The following is a 21,464-nucleotide window of genomic DNA, read 5'->3' on the forward strand; positions in this document are numbered from 1 at the left end:
ATTTTGTTTTCTCTTAATTCTTCAACATTCTTTTTTTTGTAGTCATAACTTACAGAATTTAATTATATTCGTAAGGTACAAAATCAACTAATGTGCTACCGAAGGTTTAGTTCAACACACGCTACAAGCAATTTGGGTATTAGGCTTAATTTGAAATTGGTTTTGTGTCTGGAAAATTTGTGCTTAACCGAAAAATAAATCTTAATTTAGTCCCAAACCTCGCGAAGCCGCGGGACGTTGGCGGTAATAATGCAGAAATATGAACCTTAAAGTTGAATTATGGACTTACACAAAATTTTTTTAGATGATTCTCTTTATACAGAATATGATATAAATTCATTCACTGAAGAAGAGCTTTTAAACATTCTATTCCACAATGAAAGTTCAACTGTAAATAAAATAAAAACACTTGATAGTTATTGTCCAATTTGTGAAAAGGAAACAACATTAATCAGTAGTGATATTACAACAAGTAACTTTCGTGAGGTTTTGCTTCAAATTAATGAAAGATATATAGGCTCCGAATCTAATTTAAATACGTTTCTTGAAGAATGCGGAACTTTCGAAAGAATTTTTAAATGTCCACGTCCAAATAGTAATTCTACCCATAGCCATATCTATATTTTCAGAATAAAAAACTCGAAGCTAATAAAAATTGGACAAAGTCCATCACTAGCTGACTTAGCAAAAAAAGAGATTGAAAAATACAGAGCTTTTAATGAGAATATATATAAAGAATTAAATAGAGCAATTGGGTTATCATCGTATGGAATTGGTGTTGGCTCTTTTGTTTATTTACGTCGAATTATTGAGAAGCATATAGTTTCGCCAATACTCCAAGATCTTTTAGAAAAAGGAGATATAACTGAAGATGATTTATTCCAATCTGATTTTAAAAAGAAAATTGACTTAGCTAAAAATTATTTACCTGAATTTCTTATTGAAAATAAAAAGATATATTCGATTTTGAGTAAAGGAATACATCAACTCGAAGAAAAAGAATGCAATTATTTATTTCCCATACTAAAAACATCTATCGAGATTATTTTAGATGAAAAAATTGAGAAACAGAAAAGAGAATTAAAAAACAAACTTATAGCGCAACAATTAAACAATTTCAAATAATTACTACCGCCAACACACGCTACAAGCAATTTGGGTATAAGGCTTAATTTGAAATTGGTTTTGTATTTGGAAGATTTGGCAAATCCGAAAGGTTAGGCTAATTTAGTCCCAAACCCGCTGTAGTATCAAAACGATACAATCACAACATACATTTCACACTTTACAATAAAAAAGAATGGATTTAAAAAACGCACAACTTGACGTAGATACCTGGATAAAAGAACACGGTGTTCGCTATTTTAACGAATTGACCAACATGGCGCAACTTACCGAAGAAGTAGGTGAAGTAGCCCGAATTATTGCCCGCAGATACGGAGAGCAATCAGAGAAAGAAAGCGATAAAAACAAAGATTTGGGCGAGGAATTGGCAGATGTAGTGTTTGTTGTTTTGTGTCTGGCCAACCAAACCGGAATTGATTTGCAAGCTGCCTTTGATAAAAAAATGGATTTAAAGTCGGTTAGAGACAAAGACCGCCACAAAAACAATGATAAATTGAAATAATTGTGAAATATCGATCATAAATTTTGAATTGTGAGTTTTGAATTTTGAATTTTGAGTGTGGAGTGGTAAATTGCACAGCCGAATTATGTTGGAGACTCATTATAACGCGCCATTCACAACTTACAATTATAAAAATGAATTTACTTCTAGAAGCTAAAAGCACCCATCTAAAATCTGAAATAAAAGTTACAGGATCCAAAAGCGAAACCAATCGTTTGTTGTTGTTAAAAGCTTTGTTTCCAAATATTACTTTGGCCAATACTTCCAATTCAGATGATAGCGAAGTGATGCAAAAAGCACTTGCTGGTAGCGACGAGATTGTTGATATTCATCATGCGGGAACAGCAATGCGTTTCTTAACGGCTTATTTTGCTGTAAGCGAAGGACGTGAAGTCGTGATGACGGGTTCTAGCAGAATGCAGGAACGACCGATAAAGATTTTGGTAGAAGCTTTGGCACAATTGGGAGTCGAGATTTCGTATGAAAAAGAAGTAGGCTATCCGCCGATAAAAATTAAGGGAAAAAAGGTAACCGCCTCAAAGGTTACTTTGGCAGCCAATGTTAGCAGCCAGTACATTTCGGCACTTTTACTTGTAGCGTCTAAACTAGAAAATGGTTTAGAGCTTACGTTAGAAGGCGAGATCACCTCTATTCCGTATATCCAAATGACGCTGGCGTTGCTGAATGATTTGGATATTCAAACCCGTTTTGAGGGCAATGTGATCAAAGTATATCCAAAAGAAACAGTAGTTGCAAAAGAAATGGTTGTAGAGTCAGACTGGAGTTCGGCTTCTTATTGGTTTAGTATCGCCGCTTTGGCAGACACGGCTTCTATAACGCTGAGCAGTTACAAGCAAAATAGCCTGCAAGGCGATTCGGCTTTGATTGCGATCTACGAAAAAATGGGTATTCAAACGACTTTTGATGGGAACAAAATGACGTTGGTAAAGCAACCCAATTTTAAATACGAAACGTTAAACTTCGATCTAAATAATACGCCCGATATCGCACAAACTATTGTTGTTACCTGTCTTGGTTTAGGAATTGGCTGTCACTTAACAGGACTTCATACCTTAAAAATAAAAGAAACAGACAGATTGGAAGCACTAAGAATTGAGCTTACAAAACTAGGAGCGAATATTTCGGTAACCAATGACAGCCTGACTTTGGGGCTTTCAGAAACGATTAATTCTAATGTAAAAATCGCTACCTACAACGATCACCGTATGGCAATGGCATTTGCTCCATTGGCATTAAAGGTTCCGATTATTATCGAAAATGCCGAAGTGGTTTCTAAGTCGTATCCTGATTTCTGGGAAGATTTAAAACAATTACACTTTGAAGTTTCGACATTGTAGCGTTTTGATGATATAAGACATAGAAGTTCATTTAATAGAAAGGTTCAAAGGTTCAGAGTCGCAAAGATTCAAAGGTTTTGTACCATTAAAGATTAGAACAAGAAGATTAGAATATACATATCCTCCAGTTTTAACTGGAGGTTTTTTTATGATTTGTTTTTCGGCTTTAGCCAAATCAAGAATCCTACTTTAATCCACTTATAGTATTTATATGTTAAAAAATATTTTTTGTGGTTCCCAAAACCCTCAGTAAATCAACGAGTTTTGAAAATAAACGTCAAAACACTTGACAACGCCTATCTCACAATCGTATATTTGCACACGATTTAAAATTTTAGATAAAAAAATCTAAAATTGATATTTTAAAATCTACACTTTAATATGAAATTATCACACTTCAGTTTCAATTTACCAAAAGAACTTTTGGCAGAATTTCCAGCAGAAAATAGAGATGAATCTCGTTTAATGGTAATTGACCGAAAAAAACAAACTATAGAGCACAAAATGTTCAAAGATGTTATCAATTATTTTGATGACGGAGACGTTTTGATTCTTAATAATACAAAAGTTTTTCCGGCTCGTTTGTACGGAAACAAAGAAAAAACAGGCGCTAGAATCGAAGTTTTCTTGTTGAGAGAATTGAATGCAGAACAACGCCTTTGGGATGTTTTGGTTGATCCGGCACGTAAAATTAGAATTGGTAACAAACTATATTTTGGCGATGACGATTCGTTGGTTGCTGAGGTAATCGACAACACTACCTCTAGAGGAAGAACGTTACGTTTCTTGTACGATGGTTCTTATGAAGAATTTAGAAATAAATTGACAGAGCTAGGAGAAACTCCAATTCCTAAATACATCAATAGAGAGGTAACCGAAGAAGATGCAGAAAGATACCAAACTATTTATGCAAAAGAAGAAGGAGCTGTAGCGGCGCCAACTGCTGGTTTGCACTTCTCAAAACACCTTTTGAAAAAACTGGAAATCAAAGGAATTAACTTTGCTGAGGTGACACTTCACGTTGGTTTAGGAACTTTTAATCCAGTTGAGGTTGAAGATTTATCAAAGCACAAAATGGATTCTGAGGAGTTAATCATCAAACAAGAAGCCTGCGATGTCGTAAACGCCGCCAAAGTAAATAAAAAACGTATTTGCGCAGTAGGAACCACTTCGATGCGTGCTATCGAAAGTTCTGTTTCGTCACAACACACTTTAAATCCTTACGAAGGTTGGACTAATAAATTTATTTTTCCTCCTCACGATTTTAGTATTGCCAACTGTATGATTACTAATTTCCATACACCAAAATCAACATTATTGATGATGATTTCTGCTTTTTGTGGACATGATTTAATGAAACGTGCATACGAGGAAGCGATCAAAGAAGAGTACAAATTCTATTCTTACGGAGACGCAATGTTGATCCTATAATTCGTCAAGCGAAATAATTATAAAGAACCTGTCAGTAATGATGGGTTTTTTTTGTTTTAAAAAGAGTTTCGAGTTTCAGGTTCAGCACAACTTGAAACCTGAAACTTGAAACAAAAGAAACATTTCCCTATTTTTACGTCTCAAAATAAAAACAATGACTTTTCAAAATACGCGCGAATTCGCACAACAACTCGATTCAGAAGATTCTTTACAGCAGTATCAGAACCAATTTATTTTTCCTAAAGTCAATGATAAACGGGTTATTTACTTTACAGGAAATTCTCTTGGGCTCCAGCCCAAACGTACCAAAGCATACGTGGATGAAATCATGAATGACTGGGGAAACCTTGCTGTAGAAGGTCATTTTTATGCCGAAAAGCCTTGGTGGGACTATCAGGAAAGATTTGCAGAGCCTTTGAGCAAGATTGTAGGAGCTTTGCCTTCAGAAGTAACAGTGATGAATACTTTGACTGTAAACCTTCATTTGTTGATGGTTTCTTTTTACCAGCCAACAAAAACCCGTTATAAAATTATTTGCGAAGAAAAAGCGTTTCCTTCAGACCAATATATGTTTCAGAGTCAGGTACATTTTCATGGTTATAAACCAGAAGATGCTATTGTAGAAATCAAACGTAGAGAGGGCGAACACAACATTCGACTAGAAGATGTTTTGGCTAAAATTGAAGAAGTGGGTGATGAACTTGCGCTTGTTTTAATAGGAGGCGTAAATTATTATACAGGACAGGTTTTTGATATCAAAACAATCACAGCCGCAGGACAAAAAGCGGGTGCAAAAGTAGGTTGGGATTTAGCGCATGCCGCCGGAAATATTAAACTCGAATTGCACGATTGGAATGTAGATTTTGCTGCCTGGTGCAGTTACAAATACATGAATTCGGGGCCAGGAAATGCTTCGGGTTGCTTTGTGCATGAGCGTCATCATAACGATTCTAATTTGCCTCGTTTTGCAGGTTGGTGGGGTCATAATAAAGAACGACGCTTTAAGATGGAACCCAATTTTGACCCGGTTCACGGTGCTGGCGGTTGGCAAATTAGTAATTTGCCGGTGCTTTCTCTAGCACCATATTTGGCTTCGGTCGAAATGTTTGCCGAAGTCGGAATGGAGGCGCTTATTGCCAAAAGAGATAAAATTACCGCTTACTTAGAGTTTGTTTTGCACGAAATTGATCGTGAAGTAGCAGGTACTTTCGAAATTATCACACCTTCAAATCCTGCAGAAAGAGCGTCTCAATTGTCTGTTTTTCTTCACGGAGAAGGTAGAAGCTTGTTTGATTATTTAATGAAAAATGGTGTTATTACAGACTGGCGAGAACCCAACGTCATCCGATTAGCACCGGTGCCTTTGTATTGCTCTTTTGAAGACATGTACGATTTTGGACAAATTTTAAAAAAGGGAATTTTAAAAGAATAGCCAGCTACTTGAAAATCTCTTAATCATGTAATTTTTTAAAGAAATTGTATAACATTGTAAAAGACAGACTAGCTTTCTTTGTAGAGTATAATTTTAAAATTTACAATTTATGAAAGTATTATATTCTTTAATGATAGCGTTGACCCTAATTTCTTGTCAAAATCAAGAAAAAATGGATCTTAATAAAGCAAAACAAGCAAGTATCGACTCTATGAAAGTTGAAATCAATAAGCAAAAAATTATTGATTCGATGCAAACAGAGATGGCTAATTTAGAGAAAGAAAAAGCAGCTGCTCAAAAAGTGGTTGTAGTACACCAACAAAATGACGGAACTGCAACAGCAGCCGCACCTAAAAAGAAAGGTTGGAGCTCAGCAGCAAAAGGAGCCGTAATTGGAGCCGGAGTAGGAGCGGTTACAGGAGCTGTAATTAGCAAGAAAAAAGGAGAAGGAGCAATAATTGGCGGTCTTGCAGGTGCCGGAGTAGGTGCCGGAACGGGCGCTATAATTGATAGCAGCAAAAAATAAAAGCAAGCACAAACAGCATTTATAATAAACCCCAAATTATTCGTAATTTGGGGTTTTCTTTTTTTTAGCCATTTTGTGGCGCAATTTGTATTGCCGTTAGTTCTAATCGGTACGATTCAAATTGTTTGATAATAGTATTTAGATCATTTTTAAAATACAAACTAGTAGCAAGCATCGTTTGGTAATAATCAATTCCGCTTAACAAATTTATTTTAAAGGTGTTCCATTTTTTTAGCTGTAAAGCGGTAATGTCTCCTCGGCTATTTTCGACTTCTTTTCTAAAATAATCCACATACATTTTTAGTTCTTTTACAAACAAATTTGGGCGATCCGCAGTTGTAATGACCGATTTGCTTCCGTAAATATGTTGCAACATGTCTTTCAATGAAACTTCCTGATCAAAATAAGCCATATTAGGGCCCGGGCATATTACAACTCCTTGTGCCTGCCCTTTTATAGGGATGTCATTCTCTAAATAAGATGCGTTTGCAAGCCCCACACATAAGCATGATTTTTCTGTAATACTGGTTTTTGTTTTCTCGAAAACAGATACAGTAATAGTATCTTTGATGTTTTCTAATTCGGCTAATTTTAAGTCCTGAAATTTTTTCGAAGCAGAACAAATTCCTTTCGGATCATATTCTTTGCTTAACGCTAAAAAGCGTTTCGGGCAAGAACTTCCTGCTTTGTTTTCGTGAATTCTTTTTTGCTTTAACACTTCATTTGTACTGCCTTTTAGCGTATTAAAAGGAACGCCTAACGGGGAAATTTTACTTAAATAAAGATCTTCTTCTTTGGCGTTTATCAGTAAATTTCGAGTCTTTTTATCTACAGAAGTCGCTTCGGGTACCAATAAAAAAGGCGATCCCCAGCCCACTGAATCTACTTCGTAAGTATCCAATAAAAACTCATGTTCTTCAGCTGTTCCTACGCCACCCTGAACAGTAATTTTCAATGGTAGCGGTGCATCCGGACTGTATAAGTTTTTTTGTTCTAAAGCTTTTGTCATCAAATCGTGTGAAGAATGTACGAGTTGCTCTTTTTTTTCTTTGAATTCTTCTAAAATAGTTCCCAGTAACAATCCGTCGGTAGCAAAAGCATGTCCGCCGCAATTGAGTCCTGACTCTATGCGATACTCAGAAACCCAAAGGCCTTTTTTTGCCAAAAAATTTCCCTGAATCATGGCCGATCGATAATCACTAACTTTCAAGATGATTTTCTTTTTGAGTTGATTGTTTTCGTTAGGAAAAAAATCTGGAAAGTTTTCAAAATAGCTGTAAAGCCTCGGATTCATTCCTGCAGAAAGCACCACCGAAGATTCGAGATTGCTGTTGGCAAAACCTCTCAAAGCGGCATGGGCATCATTGAATTCGACAGGAAGCTGCGCTTCTTTTTCAAAATTATCTTTATCCAATTTTGTCATGATATTTACATCGATCGCCCCAGCTGAAAGATGCGACTCGATGTAATTCTGAATATTTTCTTTGAATGACATACCTTCTTCCAACAAATTTTGAAAACCTTTTTTTATATCAGAAGTATTGGGCAACATTGCCATGTAATTTTCTACAGCAGTTTTGCTTTCTGCTAATTCTTTTTTAAAATTTTCAAACTTCTGCTTTACAATCTGATCGACTAAATTAAGGTACGAAGTGATTCTCTGTGCCCTGTAATCATGAAACTTCTGACTTATTTCTTCATAAGGAAAATTGAATTTCTTGCTGTAAAAATCACGCATCTTTTCTATCAGATCGTCATCAGCTATAGAAATTACAGACGAAATACCATATTGTGCCACACGTATCGGGCTGTCAATCGTGTAGGCGAGTCCCATTACAGGAATATGAAAAGTGTGGATGGGCTTTTTTGTCATTTGCTTTGATATTAAAATAAAGGCAAATGTTGATAAAAAAAGTTATTTAAAACCTGATAAATGTCAGGTTTGTAAATGGTTGCCGTCACTTTAACACATTAAATCAATATTTTTTTCAAAGATTCGGCGATGCTTCTCCACAAAAAATTGTAAAAGGATTTCTCCGGCACTCGCTCGATTGCTACAGCCGCTTTTTTACTTTTTTCTTCTGAATCATTTTTAAGAATTAAATTGGCAATTGCAGTCTTTAATTTGGCTTCTTTCTCGGGATGTTTCTTTTGGTATAATTTTACTTTCAAATCGTCATAGATTAACGACGCATTTCCGGTAACATTGGTATCATTTCCATAAAAATTAAAATGATATTTATCAAAAGTCCCTGTAAATGATGTATTCATATATGGCTGAGTAAATCGGGTAAGTGCCGCTACATCAAAGTTGGCGATCGTTCCTTGAATGTGAAAACTGTCTTTAGTATCTAAAACATTAAAACTCCAATTGACGTTTAAAGGCGAAGTTTTCATAAAGAGACAATTGATTTTTATTTTTAAATCATCGGTTTTTTTCAAACCAAAACCACTCTGAAGATTAGTGGCCTGCAAATTAAATTGATCAAAGTTTAAAACGCCCGGGCCTTTTGTAAAATCGATTTCTTCTTCATAAACCAGTTTCGATTTTAGAATTTGCAAAGTATCTATTTTTAGCGGGAATTTAATTTTTCGCAATAATGAGTTGTACAATTGTTTTTTGCTCAAATCGTCTTTGGGCATTTTATTGCGGTAAATATTTCCGTCAAAATGGTGCATGACTACTGAATTGGCGTTTAAGAAAAAACGATCTTTTTTAAATCCCCAATCCATTTTGCTGATGCTGGCCGAATCTAATTTTAAGGTGTAAATATCTTTCTCTTTTTCGAGTTTTGCTAAAAAATTTCTTCGATCGTATTCGGGCAACATCGCAAAATTTTGAATTTTAAGAAATTTATTTTCAGTGCTGATTTTGCCAATCGTAATGTGGTAAAAGGCATTCGGTTTGTAGTAAAGGCTATCGCAAACCAAGACGTATCTTTTGTATTGCATCGGAATTTTTTCTTTCAAAGTCGCATCTGTTACCAGAATACCTTCCAATTTCAAAATAATATTTTTGATGTTTAAAAGTGGTTTGTTGTTTTGCAACCCCACTACATCAAGGCTTCCGTCATTTAAGTAGATATTCGAAACGGCCACGATTTTCTGAAACGGTTCTACAATTTCTGTTCGAATGCTCTTGCTGTTGTTGATAAGCGTATTGTTTTTTTTATACAAAATTACTCTGGCTTTGTTGATCGTGATGCTTTCGGCTTTAATGATATCACGAAAAACCAAATCCCAAATATTGAAGTGTTTGATTGTTATGGAAGCTATTTTAGAATAAATTCCTGTCTTTTTAGGACTGTTTTTTGGCTGATTTTTAGGATGGATCAGTAACGTTTCGGCATAAATATTTCTCCACCAAAGTGATACTTCTATTTTTTCGTAGTGAATATTGTAAGCGGTCTTATTTTTTTCGTGAATGACTTTTGGTAATTGTTTTTTTATCCAAAAATTAAGGCCAAAATTGAGTACAATCACCAAAAAAACGACTGAAATTATTCCGATTGCTATTTTTTTATAGTTTGACATTTATAGGTTTGGTTTTAATTACATAAATTTAGAGTTTTAAAGACATGTTTTTTTATAAAATTTTGTTTTGAAGTTATATATTTTTCCAATGTTTATTTGCTTAGATTTTTGAGGTATGAAAAAAATTAAAAAAGGATCACTGGTTTTATTGGTTTTAATTGTAATTGTGGCTGTTGGTTTGTGCGCATATATTTTTCATCTGAAACCCAAGTACGAGGGGGAATTAAAGTTGCAAAACCTTCAAAACGAAACCACTGTTTATTTTGATGATTTTGGTGTGCCTCATATTTACGCCAGTTCTGAAAAAGATGCTATGACCACTTTAGGTTATGTGCACGCACAGGAAAGATTGTGGCAAATGGAACTCTTACGCCGAATTGCACCGGGCCGTTTGTCTGAGATATTTGGTTCTGTCGCGCTTAAAAACGATAAATTTTTTGTTGGAATTGGCATCGAAGAAGCTTCGGCGAAAGCCATAGCCAAACTTGATAAAAAGAGTCAGAGTTACCTACTGACAATGGCATACATAGACGGAATTAATCAATATTTGGAGGAAGGCGTTACGCCGCTTGAATTTACTTTGGTTGGCGTTAAAAAAGAAAAATTCACCATAAAAGATGTGTATAATATTTTTGGATACATGTCTTTCAGTTTTGCGATGGCTCAAAAAACCGATCCTTTATTGACGGATATTCGCAATAAATATGGTGCTCCCTATTTGAAAGATTTAGGTATCGAAGGCGAATTTAACACCACAAAAATTAAAAATTATAAAAAAAACAACGAAGAATATGCTGCAATATCAAAATCGGTTGCGGGACTTCTGGAAGCATCTCCAATTCCGCCTTTTGTAGGCAGTAATAGTTGGGTTGTGGGACCAAAGAAAACCAAAAACGGCAAAGTCATTTTTGCGAATGATCCACACATTGGTTTTTCACAGCCAGCAACTTGGTACGAAGCACATTTGGTAACGCCGCAATTTGAATTGTATGGTTGTTATCTGGCCGGCACGCCTTTTCCTCTTCTGGCGCACAATCGCGATTATGCTTACGGATTGACCATGTTTGAAAACGATGATATCGATTTTTATAAAGAAACCAATAAAATTGGTGATACCAATCAATATCAGACACCAACGGGTTTTAGTAACTACGAAATTAGAAAAAAGACCATCAAAGTAAAAGATACTTCAGATGTGGTTTTGACGGTGAAATCCAGTCGACATGGGCCTATTATGAATGATGTTCTAGAACATTTAGACAAAAAAAGTCCGATTGCAATGTCTTGGATTTATACCCAGCAACCTATTCAGATTTTAGATGCGGTTTATGGGCTTTCGCATGCTAAAAACAAAGAAGATTTTAAGAAAGCAGTGCAATTGGTTGCCGCGCCCGGATTGAATGTCATGTATGGAGATGCTCAAGGAAATGTGGGTTGGTGGGCGACAGGTACACTTTACAAACACAATAAAGGGGTTAATTCGTTTCTTATTTTAGAAGGTGCCAGTGGCAAGGATGATATCACAGAATATTTGGATTTTTCTAAAAATCCATCGGCTGAAAACCCGAATTGGGGGTATGTATATTCTGCCAATAATCAGCCTGAGGCCATTGACGGTTATTTGTATCCCGGATATTATTTGCCTGAAGATCGCGCCAAAAGAATTTCGGGTTTATTAGACGCAAAATCTAATTGGAATAAGGAAGACATCAGCAAAATGATTTATGATAATACTTCGAGCGTGGCCAATATTACGGTTAGTAATTTAATTTTGAATAGTAATTTGACAAACTTAAATGCCACCGAAAAAGAGGCTATTGCTATTTTGAAATTATGGAGAGGAACTCATAATCTGGAAGATGTGGCGCCCACGATTTATAATAAATGGATTTATTTATACCTAAAAAATACTTTTGAAGACGAAATGGGTTCGGATAATTTTAATTTGTTTGTCGGAACTCATATCGGGAAGCAAGTCGTAGCGAGACAGATCGCCAACGAAAATTCGGTTTGGTGGGATAATATTAAAACAAAAAACACAAAAGAAACGAGAAGTCAAATCGTTTCAGAATCATTCAATCAAGCTATTTCAGAACTGAGAAAACAGTTTGGAGATGCTGTAACCGACTGGACTTGGGCAAAGATACATACCGTTGAGCACGAACATCCTTTGGGAAAAGTGGCTGCTTTGCGCAAATTGTTTAATGTTGGTCCTTTTGCGGCTCCAGGGTCTAATGAGGTGATCAATAATCAGTTTTTTGGATTGAATCGGGAAGGCGAATATGCCGTAAAAGGTGGTCCTTCGACAAGAAGAATAGTTGATTTCTCAGATGTTGAAAACAGTTGGAGTATTCTGCCAACAGGTCAGTCCGGGAATCCTTTTAGTAAACATTACGACGATCAGGCCGAAATGTACAATGCCGGAAAATTTAGAAAAATGAAGTTGAATAAGGAAGAAATTATAAAAACTTCGACCAAATTGGTTTTTAAGCCTGAGTAAAATTTTTTTATATCCCGCAAGACTATTTTGTCTTGTGGGATATTTTTTTTAAAACTGTGATTTTATTCGCTTAATTTATTTAAATAATCGACGATTTCAAATAGCCTTTTTCGGGTAATTTCGAGATAGCCACTGGCTACAATAATTCTTTGCATTGTTCCGCCTCCTGAATATTGATCTTTAGAGATGGCACTATTAAATTTTCTTTCAGAATCTCGAAATGCAATCCAGTTTTTTTGAGACTGTTTTAAGACTTCTTTGTCAGCAGGATCGAGCTTTTTTGCCAGTATTTGATAATATTTATTGAGTAATTTGTCGTACTCGATTTCAGCTTCATAACTTGCATTTACCATACCTGAAGTAGAATAATCTATTTCTATTTTTTTAGAAAGTAATTTCTCAATTCGAAGGGTGTCAATTTTAAAATCAACTGTTATTTGTTTATCAAAATCAGATAAATATTCTTCTGCATTAAGTTCTTTTCGAAGTTTTACCACTTCTTTTTCAATTTCTAGGTGACATTTTTTCAAATCATTTTCACTAATCTCTTTTGGTGATTGGGCAAAGCCAAATTGATGTATAAAAACTAAAAGTATAATAATTTGAATGTATTTCATTTACGATGATTGAAGTTGATTCTGGTTTTTAAAATCTACAGTAATATAATTGTCGTTTGGCGTAATCCTGATCTCTCTACCCAAAATAAGTGCCTGATTGTCGGATTGATGGCCACAAGGAAAATCAAAATATACCGGGAAGTCAAAATCGTTTACTTCTTCCAGAATTATCTCGTAATCTGTTTTGCCGTACTCCAAAGTCGATTCTTTGATATCGGTCATGGCGCCGACTAGAATTGCTTTGAGATTGCTTAATTTATTGCTTCTTTTTAGTGCGATTAACATTCGGTCTAAATGATATAAATATTCGTCGATGTCCTCAAAGAATAAAATTTTATCGGTCGTATCAATATCCGATTTTGAGCCGTTTAAAGCATATAAAATAGAAAGATTTCCGCCGACTAAAATTCCTTCTACGGTTTTTTCGCCCTGTTTATTTTGTTTGTTTTTAGGTATTTTATACGTTAAAGTTGTTCCAAACAAAGCATTTTTTAGAGATGCTAAAGCTTCGGGCGCCGCTTTGGGCATTCCTTGCAGCATCACAGCGTGAAGTGTTTCGATATTCAAATTGTGTACGTGGCTGTGCAGCACCGTGATGTCGCTATAGCCTACCAGCCACTTTGGTTTTTTTTGGAAATTAGTAAAATCGAGCTGGTCAATAATTTTAACAGTTCCGTAGCCACCTCTCGTAAAAATGATGGCTTTTATAGACGTATCGTCTAGCATGGCTTGCAAATCCTCGAGTCTTTCCTGATCTGTTCCCGCAAAGAAACCATAGACATTAAAAGCATTTTTGCCAATAATAGGATCCAACTCCCAGCTTTTTAGAATCTCAAGACCTTCTTCGACTTCTTTGTAACTAACGGTTTTTGCCGTACTTACAATGCCAACTTTGTCTCCTGATTTTAAATATGATGGACTAATCATGGCGCTTTTTTTTATGTTTTTTTGAATATTTTGATTAGTGCTCTCTAAATTTTTGATACTTACTCACTCACCATAAAAGTAATAAAAATTGATCTGCCTTCGGTTAGTTCTTCAGGAGATATTTGCCTTTGGCGACGTCTTTGGCATAAATGTTCAGATTGTTCATCACGACTTTGTTGGTTGTGATTGCATTTTTAGTTTGATAAGCGGTATCGCTTTTATAGGCAGTTAGTAATGTTTCCAGTTCTATTTCGTCATAAAGAGCAAACATATTGTAAATGGCGTCCCTAAAGTTTTTAAAATTGATGCTTTCTATGATTTCGATATTTTTTTGCTCGTTCCATTTTTCTTCAACAGCAGTTTCATTTATTTTGGCCAGGCAATAATCAACAAAATATGTTTTGTATTTTGTAGCTTCTATAATCTTGTCTATTATGATTTTATTTTGCTGAGTTGGCATTGCTGGCGGGGGTGAACCTTGCTGCGAAAAGCCAACATAAGTACTCAATAGGCATATTAATAAAACAAAAAACGACTGCTTTTTTAAATTCTTCATAGGTTATTTTTTAATTTATGTATAATTTTTACAATTATACATTGGTTTTATTGGGAACGATTCTGTTTTTTGGGCTGGGCTAAAATAGTATTTTTTTTATGGTAAATCAAGAAACACAAAAGAGGTTTTGAATAAAAAAATAGGTTTAGAAAGGACATTCATAAATCTAAATTTTTTAGCGTTTTTTTAGATTAAATGCCTCGGTAAAGGCAGAGCAATTGTGCTTAAAGGGTTTTTTGTTACTTGTACGGCAACTGAAAAAAAAGGTTTTTCTTATGAAAACGAGTGCTGCGTGAGGGATCGAGGCGGTATCCTTTTGCGGGCGAAGCAAAGCAAAAGATATAGCCGAAAGCCCGACCCGCCTTTTTTGGCGGGACACGCCCAAGCTAATAATGTGCTGTTGAGGCAAATATTTGGTTTATTTTTGATGAAGTGTGTAATTTATAGTTATTTTTACAATCTTATTATTTAGATTTTTCTTGATGCAAACTCCACTAAAAATTGCTGTTGTAGGTTCTGGATTGGTTGGTTCACTATTGGCAATTTATCTTAAAAAAGAAGGTCATACGGTTCATGTTTATGATCGTAGCCCTGATATTCGCAAAATAAATTTTTCGGGACGCTCCATCAACTTGGCGATGTCTAATCGTGGTTGGAAAGCGCTTGATGGCGTTGGTGTTGGTGATGCGGTGCGTGAAATCGCAATTCCGATGGACAAACGCGCGATACATCTAACGGATAAACTTAATTTTCAGAATTACGGGCAGGAGGGAGAATCGATTTATTCTATTTCGAGAGGAACGCTAAACCGCAAAATGATTGATCTGGCCGAAAATGCCGGTGCCGAATTTTATTTTGAGCAAAAAATCTGGGATGTGACGTTGAGCGATGCGACTTTGCACATCGGCGAAACCGAAAGAGGCGAGTGGGAAGAAAGAAAATTTGATATGGTGTTTGGTGCAGATGGCGCTTTTTCCAGAATTCGCCACAGAATGCAACGCCAGAGTATGTTCAATTATTCACAGGAATTTTTGAATATGGGGTATAAAGAACTGAATATTCCTGCCAATCCTGATGCGAGTCATAAATTGGATAAAAATTCATTTCATATTTGGCCTCGCGGTGATTATATGTTGATCGCATTGCCTAATCTTGACGGAAGTTTTACGTGTACTTTGTTTATGCCTTTTGAAGGCGAAAACTCCTTTGCTTCGCTAACAGATCGTAAAATGGTCGAAGATTTTTTTGAGAAAAATTTTCCAGATTCTATAGAAGTGATTCCAAAATTAGCAGAAGATTTTTTTAAGAATCCGACCAGTACTTTGGTTACTATGAAATGTTTTCCGTGGACATACGAAGATAAGATTGCTTTGATCGGGGACGCATGTCATGCCATTGTTCCGTTTTATGGGCAAGGGATGAATGCCGGTTTTGAGGATATTACGGTTTTGAATGAAATGATCGAAAAATATGGTAACGACTGGAAGAAGATTTTTTCTGAATATCAAATTTCGCGTAAACCAAATGCCGATGCGATAGCAGAACTTTCGTACCGTAATTTCATGGAAATGAGTACCAAAACTGCCGATGAGAAATTTTTGTTGCAGAAGAAAATCGAAAAAGCATTTTCAGATAAATATCCAGACAAATGGATTCCGCTTTACAGCCGTGTAACTTTTAGCGATCGCCCGTATGCTGAGGCTTTAGCTATTGGTGATTTTCAAAACGCTATTATGGAAGAGATTCTAAAACTTGACAACATAGAAAATATATGGAATAGTCCCGAAATCGATACTAAGATTTTGGAATTGTTGCAAAAGGCATAATTTTTTTAACCATATAAGTAATTTAAGTTGGTGCTTTTTCTACAAAGTAAATCAACTTAAATTACTTATATGGTGAATTTTTATTTTTTGAATATTTTAGTCAGTACCCCAAAAACACCTCTAATAAAAGTAGCGCTCGTTACGACTTTCAGAACCGATTTTCCTACCACACTTGCTGTGCTTGGCTCAGATTTTGATTGTTTCTCACTTGTTTGTTCTTCTGCGGCTTCTACACTGGCCTGATTGGCCTCTTCTATTTTTTTATTGAGGATTTCATAGGCACTTTCACGGTCTGTTTCTTCGCTGTATTTTTTTACCAATTTAGATTTTGAGTTGATACTTTCAATTTCATCGGCAGATAAAATATCCATTCTGCTCATCGGAGCACGCATCATTGTGGCAACAAGTGGTGTCGGAACTCCTTTTTCGTTGAGTGCTGTGACCAAAGCTTCTCCGATTCCTAAACTGGTCAACAATTCATCTGTTTTATAGTAGTCAGAAGTAGGATAGTTGTCGGCTGTTTTTTTTATCGCTTGTCGATCATTGGCAGTAAAAGCTCTCAAAGCGTGCTGAATTTTTAGACCTAATTGTGCCAAAACACCGCTAGGAACGTCCATTGGGTTTTGCGTAACAAAATAAACGCCCACGCCTTTTGAGCGAATTAATTTGACAATGGTCTCGATTTGTTCTAATAAAGCTTTACTGGCTTCGTTAAAAATCAGATGCGCCTCGTCTATAAAAATGACAAGTTCCGGCTGATCTGCATCTCCTTTTTCGGGCATTTGCTGGTAAATCTCTGCCAATAAACTCAACATAAAAGTCGAGAATAATTTGGGTTTGTCCTGAATATCCGTCAAGCGAATGATATTTACGTAACCTTTTCCGTTTTCGTCAATACGCATCAAATCCTCTATTTCAAAAGACAATTCTCCAAAAAACAAATCGGCACCTTGCTGCTCCAGTTCTATTATTTTGCGCAAAATCGTTCCGGTTGTTGCTGTCGAAATTTTGCCGTAATGTTCCGTGATTTTCTCTTTGCCTTCTTCGGTGATATAATTTATTACTTTTTTAATGTCTTTTAAGTCTAGTAAAGGCATTTTGTTGTCGTCACAATATTTAAAAATAACCGAAATGACGCCAGCCTGAGTATCATTCAAATCTAAAATTCTGGAAAATAAAACAGGTCCAAATTCAGAAATAGTAGCACGCAAACGCACTCCGTTTTGCTGAGACAGTGTCATCAGTTCAACCGGAAAAGATGCTGTATTATAAGGTAGATTTATTTTGGTATGGCGTTCGGTGATAAAGCCTTCTTCTTTACCTTCTTTGGCGATTCCGCTAAAATCACCTTTAATATCCATCATCAAAACTGGAATTCCTGCATTAGAAAGTTGTTCCGAAAAAACTTGTATTGTCTTTGTTTTTCCTGTTCCCGTAGCTCCTGCAATAAGTCCGTGACGGTTTAGGGTTTTAAGGGGGATTTTGACATGTGCTTCTGCTATCGCTTCTCCGTCAAGAATGGCGCCGCCTAAGATGATACTGTCTCCTTTGGTTTGATATCCGTTATTTACATCTTGAATGAAATTATCTTTTTTATTCATGTTTTTATTTGTAATTTAGGTGGTTATAAGAGTATCGCTTGATTTTTAAATATTTTTAATTCATTTTTTTAGTAGGAAAAAGCCTTTTTTGGTCAAAAACCGAACAAAAAACAATTTCGCAACTTTTTAAGAAGATATCAAAAGAATGATAGATTATTTACTAAAACGTTGTAATTTCGATGTAATTTGACCTTTTTTTTGTTTTATCAAAAAAACGATGTTGACAAATTAATGAGATATTTTTTAAATTCAAGTTAAATTTACTTCAATAAAATTAAAAAAAGTTTTTTTATTTAAACTAAACGTATAAATTTGCTCCTCTACAAGTTAAATATAACTAAAAAATAAAATTATTTAAAACTATTAAAATTAAGAAAAATGGCAAACGTTAAAGTTAAAAAAGAAAGCACTTCGAATGGAGGAGGAATGATTACTGGAATCATTATTGTTGCGTGTATTTTAGTTGGGGTGTTTATTTGGAAAGTAATCATGGGAGATGCTGCTAACTTCGAAGGAGGTAATCCAGAAACTGGTCATCCAATTAATACATTAGGACAAGTTTACAAAGGAGGTTTTATCGTACCAGTATTATTAGGTATGTTTTTAATGGTTGTTGTGTTTTCTATTGAAAGATTTATCGTTATCGGTAAAGCGGCAGGAAAATCTAACTTGGATACATTTATGAAAAATGTACAAGCTAGCATTAAAGAAGGTAACATCGAAGCTGCAATCGCTTCATGTGACAAACAACAAGGTTCAGTTGCAAACGCAATTAAATCTGCTTTGATTAAATACCAAGATGTTAAAAAAGAAGGTTTCAACAGTGAAGAAGCTTCAGAAGTAATTCACAAAGAAATCGAAGAGGCAACTTCATTAGAAATGCCAATGTTAGAAAAAAACATGACTATTATCTCTACTTTAGTATCATTAGGAACTTTAGGAGGATTATTAGGGACAGTATCAGGTATGATTAAAGCGTTTGGTGCGTTAGCTTCTGCTGGAACTCCAGATCAAGCTGCTCTTGCAACTGGTATCTCTGAGGCACTTATCAACACTGCAACAGGTATCTCTACTTCAATCTTGGCTATCGTTTCTTACAACTTCTTTACTGCTAAAATTGATGATTTAACTTACTCTATTGATGAGGCTGGTACTACAATCGTAAATACTTACAGAAGATTCAGAGGAAGTTTGAAACAATAATTAATTTTTGATATTTATTTATCAAAATAAAATAAAAGATAATGGCTAAAATAAAAATGAAAAAAAAGTCAACATCGACAGATATGACTGCCATGTGTGATGTTGCGTTCCTTTTGCTTACGTTCTTTATTTTGACCGCTACTGCCAAAGTGCCTGAAGCACTTCCTGTAGATACGCCTTCGTCTGTTGCACAAACTAAATTACCTGATACAGATTTAGCTATTATCACGATAGGTAAAGGAAAAGATGGTAAAAGCAAAGTGTTTTTTGACATCAAGGGACGAGATATTCGTAAAAAAACTCTTGAAGGTATGGGAGCAAAATTAGGGGTGAACTTTTCAGAAAAAGATCAGGAGAACTTTTCATTAATGGATGATTTTGGTGTGCCCCTTGCAAACTTGAAGCAGATCATTGATATGAAAGCATCTGATAGAAGTAAAGCAAACCAACCGGGTATTCCTTTGGATTCTTTAGACAATCAATTAAAAGAATGGCTTTTGGTTTCAAGAAGAGCTACAATTGATCTTCATGATAAAGAATTGCAAATTGCAATAAAAGGAGATGCAAAAGAACAATATCCAGCTATCAGAAAAATAATGGATATTTTGCAAGATCAAAAAATCAACTCTTTTAATCTGGTAACAGGTATGAGAGGTAGAGATGACTTTTAATTAAAAAATATACACTAAAATGGCTGAATTAAATACCGGCGACGGTGGCGGCGGAAAAGGTGGCAAAGTAAGAAGTAAAAAGCAAAACTCAAAAGTAGATTTAACTGCGATGGTAGATTTGGCTTTCTTATTAATCACGTTCTTTATGTTAACCACAACGTTGTCAAAACCTCAATCGATGGATTTGTCGTTGCCAGATAAAGATCCAAAAGACGATGCTCCTCCTGTAAAAGTCGATGAAAATCGTACAATGACTGTTATGTTGGGTGCAGATAATAAAATGGTTTATTATATGGGATTACTTGCTACTCCAATTGCGGGGCCGAAAGAAATCGCTTATGGTAAAGATGGAATTCGTAAAGAATTGTTGTCTAGAAAAAAATCGGTTTTAGCATATTCTGCAGCTTTGGGTAAGCCAAAAAACGGAATTATTGTTATTATCAAACCAACTAAAAAATCAAATTACCGTAACTTGGTTGATATTTTAGATGAGATGGCGATTTCTGGTGTAGATACGTATGCAATTGTTCCTGAGTTTACTCCAGAGGAAACAAAGCTGATAGATAAGTCGCCAGCAGTAGAAACACCACAGTAATCTTGTTGAATACCTTAATAATCAAGAAAAATGAAATTAGATATAATTAAAAATCAGTGGCTTGATATCGTATTCGAAGGACGTAATAAGATATATGGTGCCTATGAGTTAAGAAAATCAAATACTAAGACTACAGTAAGAGCGCTTATTTTTGGGTCTATTATTTTTTGCTTAGCTGTTGCTGCTCCTCTTATTGCTAGTTTTTTGCCAGATTCTGCAGAAGAAGATGTAAATAACGATATTAAGATCGCTACAGTAAAACTACCTCCTAAAAAAGAAGAGGTAAAGCCAAACCAACCACCACCACCGCCACCACCACCAAAAGTAGATCAGGTTAAGTTTGTGAAACCAGTGGTTGCAAAAGCAAATGAAGTTACTGAAGATCCTCCTAAAATTGAGGAACTTAAAGATAAAAAAGTTGGTTCTGAAACTATTAAAGGAGATCCGGATGCAGTTTTAACTGTTGATGAGCCAGTAGGTACTGGAACTGCTGCAGTAGTAGAAGAAGATAACCAGGTTTATAACACAGCTGGTATCGAAGTAAAACCAGATTTCCCAGGAGGAATTGAAAAGTTCTACAAATTTGTAGGAAACAATTACAAGACTCCGGAAGAAGAAGGTTTGAAAGGTAAAGTTTATGTTACTTTTGTAGTTGAAAAAGACGGTTCGTTGACCGACATTAAAGTTTTAAGGGATATCGGTTACGGTACAGGAGCAGAAGCAATTCGTGTTCTTAAAAAATGTCCAAGATGGACTCCCGGCGAGCAAAATGGTAAAAAAGTAAGAGTACTGTACTCTCTTCCTATTACTATTCAATCTGCAGAATAATGTTAAAAGAAAAGCTTAATAATATTCAGAAGAAATCGCTCAAAGAGCGATTTCTTCTTGTTTTAGGAATACTGTTTTTTTTGATCTATCTTGTACTTGGTTTAATGATTATGTTTTGGAAAAAATTGCCTTTAAACATGGAACCGATGTACAGATATGCTTTTGGTATTTTACTAATACTATATTCAGGAGTTCGTTTTTTGAGATTAATTAATTCTAACACAGAGTAATT

At 35.3% G+C, this 21,464-nt stretch carries 19 protein-coding genes; 13 read left to right on the plus strand and 6 right to left on the minus strand.

Going from position 1 to position 21,464, the window contains the following annotated elements:
* Positions 1 to 279 precede the first annotated feature (279 nt).
* The 6 genes from J3495_RS17550 to J3495_RS17575 all read left to right on the plus strand — a co-directional run bounded on the left by J3495_RS17550 (position 280) and on the right by J3495_RS17575 (position 6,374).
* The gene (locus J3495_RS17550) at positions 280 to 1,125 is read left to right on the plus strand and encodes a hypothetical protein (RefSeq protein ID WP_210668030.1); all 846 of its coding nucleotides are present in this window, start codon (positions 280 to 282) and stop codon (positions 1,123 to 1,125) included.
* Between the two features lie 175 nt (positions 1,126 to 1,300).
* Complete coding sequence (locus tag J3495_RS17555) at positions 1,301 to 1,627, plus strand: nucleotide pyrophosphohydrolase (protein ID WP_012022600.1); 327 nt, start codon at positions 1,301 to 1,303, stop codon at positions 1,625 to 1,627.
* A gap of 134 nt (positions 1,628 to 1,761) precedes the next feature.
* Positions 1,762 to 2,985: a 3-phosphoshikimate 1-carboxyvinyltransferase gene (aroA, locus tag J3495_RS17560; protein WP_210668032.1), complete on the plus strand. Its 1,224-nt coding sequence runs from the start codon at positions 1,762 to 1,764 to the stop codon at positions 2,983 to 2,985.
* Positions 2,986 to 3,366: 381 nt separating this feature from the next.
* Complete coding sequence (gene queA, locus J3495_RS17565; protein ID WP_210668034.1) at positions 3,367 to 4,416, plus strand: tRNA preQ1(34) S-adenosylmethionine ribosyltransferase-isomerase QueA; 1,050 nt, start codon at positions 3,367 to 3,369, stop codon at positions 4,414 to 4,416.
* A gap of 154 nt (positions 4,417 to 4,570) precedes the next feature.
* Positions 4,571 to 5,848, plus strand: coding sequence for a kynureninase (gene kynU, locus J3495_RS17570; protein ID WP_210668036.1), 1,278 nt, complete (start codon positions 4,571 to 4,573; stop codon positions 5,846 to 5,848).
* A 109-nt stretch (positions 5,849 to 5,957) separates the two neighbouring features.
* On the plus strand, positions 5,958 to 6,374 hold the full coding sequence (locus tag J3495_RS17575) for a glycine zipper family protein (RefSeq protein WP_210668038.1): 417 nt from the start codon (positions 5,958 to 5,960) through the stop codon (positions 6,372 to 6,374).
* A gap of 64 nt (positions 6,375 to 6,438) precedes the next feature.
* On the opposite strand, the gene J3495_RS17580 is transcribed toward J3495_RS17575, so the two are convergent.
* Positions 6,439 to 8,247, minus strand: a complete 1,809-nt coding sequence (locus tag J3495_RS17580) for a hypothetical protein (protein ID WP_210668041.1) — start codon at positions 8,245 to 8,247, stop codon at positions 6,439 to 6,441.
* Between the two features lie 98 nt (positions 8,248 to 8,345).
* Positions 8,346 to 9,908, minus strand: coding sequence for a hypothetical protein (locus J3495_RS17585; protein ID WP_210668043.1), 1,563 nt, complete (start codon positions 9,906 to 9,908; stop codon positions 8,346 to 8,348).
* 115 nt (positions 9,909 to 10,023) lie between these two features.
* Between J3495_RS17585 and J3495_RS17590 the strand changes: the two genes are divergently transcribed.
* On the plus strand, positions 10,024 to 12,408 hold the full coding sequence (locus J3495_RS17590) for a penicillin acylase family protein (RefSeq protein WP_210668046.1): 2,385 nt from the start codon (positions 10,024 to 10,026) through the stop codon (positions 12,406 to 12,408).
* A gap of 62 nt (positions 12,409 to 12,470) precedes the next feature.
* On the opposite strand, the gene J3495_RS17595 is transcribed toward J3495_RS17590, so the two are convergent.
* From J3495_RS17595 to J3495_RS17605, 3 genes are all read right to left on the minus strand, one after another.
* Positions 12,471 to 13,025: a lysozyme inhibitor LprI family protein gene (locus tag J3495_RS17595; RefSeq protein ID WP_210668048.1), complete on the minus strand. Its 555-nt coding sequence runs from the start codon at positions 13,023 to 13,025 to the stop codon at positions 12,471 to 12,473.
* Positions 13,026 to 13,952, minus strand: coding sequence for a S66 peptidase family protein (locus J3495_RS17600; RefSeq protein WP_210668050.1), 927 nt, complete (start codon positions 13,950 to 13,952; stop codon positions 13,026 to 13,028). It abuts the gene before it with no gap.
* 103 nt (positions 13,953 to 14,055) lie between these two features.
* On the minus strand, positions 14,056 to 14,508 hold the full coding sequence (locus J3495_RS17605) for a hypothetical protein (RefSeq protein ID WP_210668051.1): 453 nt from the start codon (positions 14,506 to 14,508) through the stop codon (positions 14,056 to 14,058).
* A 482-nt stretch (positions 14,509 to 14,990) separates the two neighbouring features.
* Here J3495_RS17605 and J3495_RS17610 point away from each other — a divergent pair, with 482 nt between their 5' ends.
* The gene (locus J3495_RS17610) at positions 14,991 to 16,334 is read left to right on the plus strand and encodes an FAD-dependent oxidoreductase (RefSeq protein WP_210668053.1); all 1,344 of its coding nucleotides are present in this window, start codon (positions 14,991 to 14,993) and stop codon (positions 16,332 to 16,334) included.
* Positions 16,335 to 16,414: 80 nt separating this feature from the next.
* Here J3495_RS17610 and J3495_RS17615 read toward each other — a convergent pair whose 3' ends face one another.
* Positions 16,415 to 17,935, minus strand: a complete 1,521-nt coding sequence (locus J3495_RS17615; RefSeq protein ID WP_210668055.1) for a helicase HerA-like domain-containing protein — start codon at positions 17,933 to 17,935, stop codon at positions 16,415 to 16,417.
* Between the two features lie 378 nt (positions 17,936 to 18,313).
* Here J3495_RS17615 and J3495_RS17620 point away from each other — a divergent pair, with 378 nt between their 5' ends.
* The 5 genes from J3495_RS17620 to J3495_RS19230 are packed head-to-tail and all read left to right on the plus strand — an operon-like array spanning position 18,314 to position 21,462.
* On the plus strand, positions 18,314 to 19,138 hold the full coding sequence (locus J3495_RS17620) for a MotA/TolQ/ExbB proton channel family protein (protein WP_210668059.1): 825 nt from the start codon (positions 18,314 to 18,316) through the stop codon (positions 19,136 to 19,138).
* A 41-nt stretch (positions 19,139 to 19,179) separates the two neighbouring features.
* Positions 19,180 to 19,809 (plus strand): ExbD/TolR family protein, encoded by a 630-nt coding sequence (locus J3495_RS17625; RefSeq protein WP_210668061.1) that lies wholly within the window; start codon positions 19,180 to 19,182, stop codon positions 19,807 to 19,809.
* A gap of 19 nt (positions 19,810 to 19,828) precedes the next feature.
* Entirely contained in the window at positions 19,829 to 20,404 is a 576-nt protein-coding gene (locus J3495_RS17630) for an ExbD/TolR family protein (protein ID WP_210668063.1), read from the plus strand.
* A 30-nt stretch (positions 20,405 to 20,434) separates the two neighbouring features.
* Complete coding sequence (locus tag J3495_RS17635; RefSeq protein ID WP_210668065.1) at positions 20,435 to 21,232, plus strand: energy transducer TonB; 798 nt, start codon at positions 20,435 to 20,437, stop codon at positions 21,230 to 21,232.
* Positions 21,232 to 21,462: a hypothetical protein gene (locus J3495_RS19230; protein ID WP_236025496.1), complete on the plus strand. Its 231-nt coding sequence runs from the start codon at positions 21,232 to 21,234 to the stop codon at positions 21,460 to 21,462. Before J3495_RS17635 ends, J3495_RS19230 begins: the two co-directional genes overlap by 1 nt.
* Positions 21,463 to 21,464 lie beyond the last annotated feature (2 nt).

The organism is Flavobacterium geliluteum (assembly GCF_017948595.1).
Classification (GTDB): Bacteria; Bacteroidota; Bacteroidia; order Flavobacteriales; family Flavobacteriaceae; genus Flavobacterium; species Flavobacterium flavipigmentatum.

Bases quoted from the DNA above. Each gene is read 5' to 3' on its own strand.
- J3495_RS17550 (WP_210668030.1), top strand. From the start codon at position 280: ATGGACTTACACAAAATTTTTTTAGATGATTCTCTTTATACAGAATAT.
- J3495_RS17555 (WP_012022600.1), top strand. From the start codon at position 1,301: ATGGATTTAAAAAACGCACAACTTGACGTAGATACCTGGATAAAAGAA.
- aroA (WP_210668032.1), top strand. From the start codon at position 1,762: ATGAATTTACTTCTAGAAGCTAAAAGCACCCATCTAAAATCTGAAATA.
- queA (WP_210668034.1), top strand. From the start codon at position 3,367: ATGAAATTATCACACTTCAGTTTCAATTTACCAAAAGAACTTTTGGCA.
- kynU (WP_210668036.1), top strand. From the start codon at position 4,571: ATGACTTTTCAAAATACGCGCGAATTCGCACAACAACTCGATTCAGAA.
- J3495_RS17575 (WP_210668038.1), top strand. From the start codon at position 5,958: ATGAAAGTATTATATTCTTTAATGATAGCGTTGACCCTAATTTCTTGT.
- J3495_RS17580 (WP_210668041.1), bottom strand. From the start codon at position 8,247: ATGACAAAAAAGCCCATCCACACTTTTCATATTCCTGTAATGGGACTC.
- J3495_RS17585 (WP_210668043.1), bottom strand. From the start codon at position 9,908: ATGTCAAACTATAAAAAAATAGCAATCGGAATAATTTCAGTCGTTTTT.
- J3495_RS17590 (WP_210668046.1), top strand. From the start codon at position 10,024: ATGAAAAAAATTAAAAAAGGATCACTGGTTTTATTGGTTTTAATTGTA.
- J3495_RS17595 (WP_210668048.1), bottom strand. From the start codon at position 13,025: ATGAAATACATTCAAATTATTATACTTTTAGTTTTTATACATCAATTT.
- J3495_RS17600 (WP_210668050.1), bottom strand. From the start codon at position 13,952: ATGATTAGTCCATCATATTTAAAATCAGGAGACAAAGTTGGCATTGTA.
- J3495_RS17605 (WP_210668051.1), bottom strand. From the start codon at position 14,508: ATGAAGAATTTAAAAAAGCAGTCGTTTTTTGTTTTATTAATATGCCTA.
- J3495_RS17610 (WP_210668053.1), top strand. From the start codon at position 14,991: ATGCAAACTCCACTAAAAATTGCTGTTGTAGGTTCTGGATTGGTTGGT.
- J3495_RS17615 (WP_210668055.1), bottom strand. From the start codon at position 17,935: ATGAATAAAAAAGATAATTTCATTCAAGATGTAAATAACGGATATCAA.
- J3495_RS17620 (WP_210668059.1), top strand. From the start codon at position 18,314: ATGGCAAACGTTAAAGTTAAAAAAGAAAGCACTTCGAATGGAGGAGGA.
- J3495_RS17625 (WP_210668061.1), top strand. From the start codon at position 19,180: ATGGCTAAAATAAAAATGAAAAAAAAGTCAACATCGACAGATATGACT.
- J3495_RS17630 (WP_210668063.1), top strand. From the start codon at position 19,829: ATGGCTGAATTAAATACCGGCGACGGTGGCGGCGGAAAAGGTGGCAAA.
- J3495_RS17635 (WP_210668065.1), top strand. From the start codon at position 20,435: ATGAAATTAGATATAATTAAAAATCAGTGGCTTGATATCGTATTCGAA.
- J3495_RS19230 (WP_236025496.1), top strand. From the start codon at position 21,232: ATGTTAAAAGAAAAGCTTAATAATATTCAGAAGAAATCGCTCAAAGAG.